Below are 6038 nucleotides of genomic sequence, written 5' to 3'. Positions count from 1 at the left end.
CCAGCGGCCCGCCGCTGCTCACGGATGCGGAGTGGCAGGCGCTGAAGGGGATCTGCGGCAGCGGCAAGGTGTGACGGCCCGCCCTCAGCGCATCACTTCGCGGGCGCAGCAGGTGGATTCGATCCGGTGGTGACGCTCGGCGCGTTGTTCGGATTGGAGGTCGTGGTCTGCGGGCCGACGTCGCGTCCATTGTAGAAGAAGACGGCAGCGACCACGGCGATCACGAAGATCGCGCCGATCGCCCAGCCCACCGGGCTGTTGCGGCGTGCTCTGTCTGCCCTGCGGTCATCCTGATAGGTCATCGTGCTCTCCATCGTAGAGCAGGAAAACCTTGCGCGAGCGAACCTGTTCCTAACGTGACGCGGTTTGCAAGCCGGCGCCTATCTCGTCCCGTAGGCGCGGTCGCCGGCGTCGCCGAGGCCCGGCAGGATAAAGCCGTTCTCGTCGAGACCTTCATCGACTGCGGCCGTCCAGATCGGCACGTCAGGATGCAGTCCGCGCAGCCGTTCGAGCCCTTCGGGGGCGGCGATCAGGCAGGCGAGGCGAATATCCTTGGCGCCGCGCTCCTTCAGCCGGTCGATTGCGGCCACAGCCGTGTTGGCGGTCGCAACCACGGGCGTCACCACGATCGCCAGGCGCTCGCTGAGATCGGACGGCGATTTGAAGAAGTACTCGACCGCGGCAAAGCTGTGCGGCTCGCGGTAGAGGCCAATATGGGCGACGCGCGCGGTCGGCACCAAATCCATCATGCCGTCGACGAAAGTGGTGCCGGCGCGCAGCATCGGCACGAACACCAGCTTCTTGCCCGCGATCTTGGCCGAATGCATCGTCGCCAGCGGCGTTTCGATAACGGTATCGGCGAGCGGCAGGTCGCGCGTCACCTCGTAGCACAGCAGCATGCCGATCTCCTTGATCAGCTCCCGAAACGATTTGGTCGAGATCGATTTGTCCCGCACCAGGGTCAGCTTGTGCTGCACCAACGGATGATCGACGATCGTGACGCCTTGCATGATCGGATGCCTTTCTTCCTTCTCCCCTTGTGGGAGAAGGTGGCGCGAAGCGCCGGATGAAGGATCTGTTTCCGCGAACTCGAACGAGAGACTAGAACACCGTACCGTCGCTGATCACCTTGAGCGGCGGCGAACCATCGGGCCGGCGCGCGAAGGCGATGGCGCGGCCCGCGGCCCAGGTGCCGCCTTCGAGAATGCTGGCGAGCGGCAATGTCTCAGGAGTGCGCCCGAGTTTGGCGCGGACCAGTTCGGCGAGCCGGTCCAGCAGCGCCACGGTCAGCGCGCGCCACTCGACGACGAGCAGGGAATCCACCGCATGCGCGCGCTCGGCATCGGCGGCGTCGCGCAGGCGCAGCACCTCGTGATCGACGAACAGCCCGCCATTGCGATATTCGGCAAGCCCGGTCAGGCCGTCGATGTCGGTGACGTCGAATCCGGCGCGCTGCAGCGGCTCGATCAACGAATAGCTCAGCCATTGCGACAGCTTGTGCAGGGGCACAAGGCCCGCGGTAGCGTCATCGGCCTTGATCGCCGGGTGGCGCCAGCAATCGCCGAGCGGAATCCCGGCAAGCTCCAGCCGCGACGGCCAGATCGGTCCGAGCTGATTCAGCACCGCCGAGAGAATCGCGGGCGCGGGAACCGCGCCGCCCTTCGCCTGCGCCGCGATGTGATCGAACAGCCCGCCCGGCCGCGGGGTGTCGTGCGCGCCGAACACGTCCGCCCGCTCCGCCACCAGCTTGCCCAAGCGGCGCAGCAGATCGGTCCGCCCCTCGACCCCGAGCAGCGGATTGGCATCGCTCACCTGAAAGGCCGAAGTGAGCGCGGCGAGTGGCAGTCGCGCGAGCACGTCGGCATCGGTCCTGAAGGGCGCGCGGGGATCGTGGGAAAAAAGGCCGCTTGCGAACATGTCGAGGCTCGCAATCGCGAGTCCCTCGGATCGGCCGATGCTCTGTCCCGTCACCGCGTCGCGGTATCGCCACGCGGCACCCGCGCCGGCGTCGAGCAGCACGCTGACGATGGCAAGGTCGAACTCCGCGCGCGCCCGTGCCGCGCGGTCGGGCCATGACGTCGCGTCCGCGAGCCGCGCCCAACGGTCGACGCCATCAAGCACGAAATGCCGCCAGCGCGCATGGAACGGAATCTCCAGCGTCGGATAGGCCTCGCGCGTCACGGCGAGAACGGCGTCGGCAACGCCATCCATGCGATCGAGATCGATGGTGAAATGCGTCAGCCCGCCGTTCAGACCGATCCCAAACATCTCGCCGGCACGCGCGCGAACCGCTGCTGCGCTAAGCAGCGAACGGGCCTGCAATTCCAAAGCGTCTGCCATCAATCGATCAGTATTTTTCCAGCGAACGCCCGACCACGCCGTCGACGTCCTTCTCCGGCGCAATGTCGGTGGAGTAATAGCCGGCGGCCTTCTTCGCGGCGATCTCGACATAGGCGTCGGCGGGAATGAGCTCGGGCGGGATCGGCACGCGCTCGACGATGTCGATGCCCTGCGAGGTCAAAGCGTCATGCTTCATGTCGCTCATCGAGAGGAAGCGGTCGATGCGCTTCAGGCCCAGCCAGTGGATGGTGTCGGGCATCAATTGCTGGAAGCGCGCGTCCTGGACGCCGGCGACGCATTCGGTGCGCTCGAAATAGGCGGCGGCCGCATCGCCGTCCTCCTGGCGCTTGCGCGCATTGTAGACCAGGAACTTCGTGACCTCGCCGAGCGCGCGGCCTTCCTTGCGGTTGTAGATCACGAGCCCGAGTCCGCCCTCCTGCGCGCCGCGCGCGGATTCCTCGATGCCGTGAATGAGGTAGGGCCGGCAGGTGCAGATATCGGAGCCGAACACGTCGGAGCCGTTGCACTCGTCATGCACGCGGCAGGTGATCTTGGTGCGATGGTCCGGCAGCTTGGTGACGTCGCCGAACATGTAGACGGTGGTGCCGCCGATCGGCGGCAGAAACACCTTCATGTCCGGCCGGGTCACGAGCTCAGGGAACATGCCGGCGGTCTGCTCGAACAGCGTGCGCCGCAGCTCGGTCTCGTTGGTCGCAAAGCGCTCCGCAAGGCCTGGCAGATACCAGACCGGATCAATCGCGATCTTCACCACCGACACGCTGCCATTGGCGTGCACGACGTCGCCGTCGGCGCGCAGGCGCTTGGCGGCGAGCGCCTCGCGGATCTCCGGCAGGTCCAGCCGCGCGCGCGTCACCGCGATGCTCGGCCTGATGTCGATGCCCTCGGCGATGTCCTTGCCGAAATTCTCGGCGACGAGATGCCCCCAGGGATCGAGCGCGACGATCTTGGCGGGATCGCTCCATTGCGGGAACGGCCCGATGGTCGCCGCGGGAAACGTGTTGGTGAGGTCGGGCCTACGAATCGGATCGAGCGCGCCGGCGGACACCGCGAGCGCGCGGTACATCGCATAGGAGCCGCCATGGCTGCCGATCACGTTGCGATCTCCCGCGCGCGACACCGTGCCGATGATCGGACCGCGGGTGCGTGCGTCGGCGGCGCCCCAGTGGATCGGGAAGGCGGCTGTCCTGCCCGGCTCCGGATGGGAGGTGAGGCGGATGTGGTCGGTACGGTTCGCGCGGCTCATGACCAAACTCCTAAAAAGCCAACGGCCCGCCGCTCGGACGGGCCTTGGCTCGTCGCGCTGCCGATGCGGAACACCGGCGGCGCGAGCTCAATCCAACATATTGTAGCGGGCAGTCGCGACAGACAAGTTAATCGTGCTGCGCGGGGGCGGGGCGGTTCGCGGCCAAATTCCTGTCGTCCCGCGACCCGGCAGCGCTTGCCCGAGTCCCACGCTACCGCACTGGCGGAGCTCTCCGCCACCGCAGTAAGATGATGAAGTAATTATGGTTTTCACGTTTTCAAGAGGCGCCACACGGTTGGCGTGCCGGGCGTCGAGTTTCCGGACAAAACGTGTCATCAAACCAAAACGTACAGATCGCCTTTGCCGCATCGCCTTCCTTGGAGACCGCCATGCCCGCCCCCGCCTACATCGACCCCCGCAACGGTAAGCTCTATCCGCTGGACCAGCCGCGCTGGTGCTCGGACGAGCGCACGCCGCTGCTGGTGACGCCCGGGGCAGGGATGTCGCGGGAGGAGATCGAGCCGCGCACGCGTTCGCTCTGGCGCTACCGGGCGGCGCTGCCGGTCGAGATCAAGACTCCGATCACGCTCGGCGAAGGCTGCACGCCACTGGTGCAGCAGGCCTGGGGCGAGCTGCGCCCGTTCTTCAAGCTCGAATGGTTCAACCCGACCGGCAGTTTCAAGGACCGGGGCTCCGCCGTGATGCTGTCCTTCCTTCGGCAGATCGGCGTCGACGCCATTCTGGAGGACTCGTCCGGCAATGGCGGCTCGTCGATGGCGGGTCTCGGCGCCGCCGGCGGCATGCGCGTGAAGATTCTCGCGCCGGCCTCGACATCGCCGGCCAAGATCGCGCAGGTCCGCGCCTATGGCGCGGCGGTGCAGCTGGTCGAGGGCCCGCGCGAGGAATCGGAGGCCGAGGCAATCCGGCAGTCGAGCCAGACCTTCTATGCCAGCCACAATTGGCAACCGTTCTTCCTCGAAGGCACCAAGTCGCTCGCCTATGAGATATGGGAGGACCTCGGCTTCCGCGTCCCCGACAACGTCATCGTGCCCGTCGGCGCCGGCAGCAGCCTTTTGGGTTGCGCCCTTGGTTTCCGTGAGCTGTTGAAAGCCGGCCAGATCACCAGGCTGCCGCGCCTGTTCGCGGCGCAGCCGCTCAACTGCTCGCCGATCGATGCAAGCTTCAAGGCCGGCGTCGACACCCCTGTCGCGCGCGAGGTGAACAAGACCATCGCCGAAGGCACCGCGATCAAGCATCCGCTGCGCCTGCGCGAGATCATCGGCGCGTTGCGCGAGAGCGGTGGCGGCACTGTCGCGCTGACCGAGGACGAGATCGTCGCCGCGCTGCGGCGTCTTGCGCGGCAGGGCCTGTTCGCCGAGCCGACCAGCGCAAGTGCTGCCGCCGCGCTGGAGAAACTATCCGTCACCGGTAGCATCAAGGCGACCGAGACCACGGTCGCGGTCCTCACCGGCACCGGCCTCAAGGCCGCGACCATCGTTGCCGATCTCGTGCAATAGGACCGCCAGGGAGGCGAAGCCGTCGCCGTCATGGGCTTGCGTTGAACCTTTGGCATCCGTCGTCAGCCTCATGAAAAACTGACATTGAGCGAAGGGAGAGTTCCATGGCCGACCAAGACCCGTTTGCTGGTTTCAAGGCAGTCCAGAAGGAAGCCTGGTCGCTGTTCACGCCGATGGAAGTGTTCACCACGCCCTCGGCCGCCAAGCTCGTGAGCTTCGCCGGGGTCGCGACCGGCCAAATGCTGCTCGACGTCGGATGCGGCACCGGCGTTGCCGCGATCACGGCGGCGCGCCGCGGTGCGAAGGTCAGGGGTCTCGACCTGTCGCCGGTCCTGCTCGAGCGCGCCCGCGAGCACGCGCAGCTGGCGAATCTCGATGTCGACTTCGCCGAAGGCGACGCCGAAAGCCTGCCCTATGGCGACAACGAGTTCGACGTGGTGCTCAGCCAGTTCGGCCACATGTTCGCGCCGCGTCCCAAGGTCGCCATCGGCGAGATGCTGCGCGTGCTGAAGCCCGGCGGCACCATCGCCTTCTCCACCTGGCCGCCGCATCTCTATGTCGGCCGGATGTTCGCGCTGATCGGCCGCCATCTGCCGCCGCCCGAGGGCGTGGCCTCACCGGTGTCGTGGGGCGATCCGAAGATCGTCGCCGAACGTCTCGCAGGGAAAGCGAAGGATATCACCTTCGAGATGGACATCATGACGCCGTCCGCACTCAGCCCGCAGCATTTCCGCCGCACCATGGAAACGACGATCGGGCCTTTGATCAAGCTCGTCGCCCAGTACAAGGACGAGCCGGACAGGCTGCGGAGTTTTCGCAGCGAGTTCGAGGCGCTGATCTCCGAATATTACGACGGAAGCAACAACGTGATGCGCCAGCAATTTTTGATGTCGAAGGCGAAGAAGGCGTAAAGCCGC

6 protein-coding genes are annotated in these 6038 nt (G+C 66.3%); 2 read left to right on the top strand and 4 right to left on the bottom strand.

From position 1 onward, the window contains the following. Positions 1-92 precede the first annotated feature (92 nt). From IVB32_RS06110 to IVB32_RS06095, 4 genes are all read right to left on the bottom strand, one after another. The gene (locus IVB32_RS06110; protein WP_026232575.1) at positions 93-302 is read right to left on the bottom strand and encodes a hypothetical protein; all 210 of its coding nucleotides are present in this window, start codon (positions 300-302) and stop codon (positions 93-95) included. Between the two features lie 78 nt (positions 303-380). After that, positions 381-1010 carry a uracil phosphoribosyltransferase gene (upp, locus tag IVB32_RS06105; protein WP_007614501.1) on the bottom strand — a complete coding sequence of 210 codons (630 nt, stop codon included), beginning with the start codon at positions 1008-1010 and terminating at the stop codon, positions 381-383. 91 nt (positions 1011-1101) lie between these two features. Further along, positions 1102-2340 carry a URC4/urg3 family protein gene (locus IVB32_RS06100; RefSeq protein ID WP_247296112.1) on the bottom strand — a complete coding sequence of 413 codons (1239 nt, stop codon included), beginning with the start codon at positions 2338-2340 and terminating at the stop codon, positions 1102-1104. A 7-nt stretch (positions 2341-2347) separates the two neighbouring features. Beyond that, entirely contained in the window at positions 2348-3604 is a 1257-nt protein-coding gene (locus IVB32_RS06095; protein ID WP_018453693.1) for a GTP cyclohydrolase II, read from the bottom strand. Positions 3605-3993: 389 nt separating this feature from the next. On the opposite strand from IVB32_RS06095, the gene IVB32_RS06090 reads away from it, so the two are divergent. Both IVB32_RS06090 and IVB32_RS06085 read left to right on the top strand, forming a co-directional pair. Next, a complete protein-coding gene (locus IVB32_RS06090) occupies positions 3994-5121 on the top strand; it encodes a threonine synthase (protein ID WP_026232576.1) in 1128 nt (375 codons plus the stop codon). Between the two features lie 104 nt (positions 5122-5225). Beyond that, complete coding sequence (locus IVB32_RS06085; RefSeq protein WP_018453695.1) at positions 5226-6032, top strand: class I SAM-dependent methyltransferase; 807 nt, start codon at positions 5226-5228, stop codon at positions 6030-6032. Positions 6033-6038: the final 6 nt, after the last annotated feature.

The organism is Bradyrhizobium sp. 23 (assembly GCF_023073295.1).
GTDB lineage: Bacteria > Pseudomonadota > Alphaproteobacteria > Rhizobiales > Xanthobacteraceae > Bradyrhizobium > Bradyrhizobium canariense_D.
Note: the sequence above shows the minus strand (reverse complement) of the source record. Positions and strands in the feature narration are given on the sequence as shown.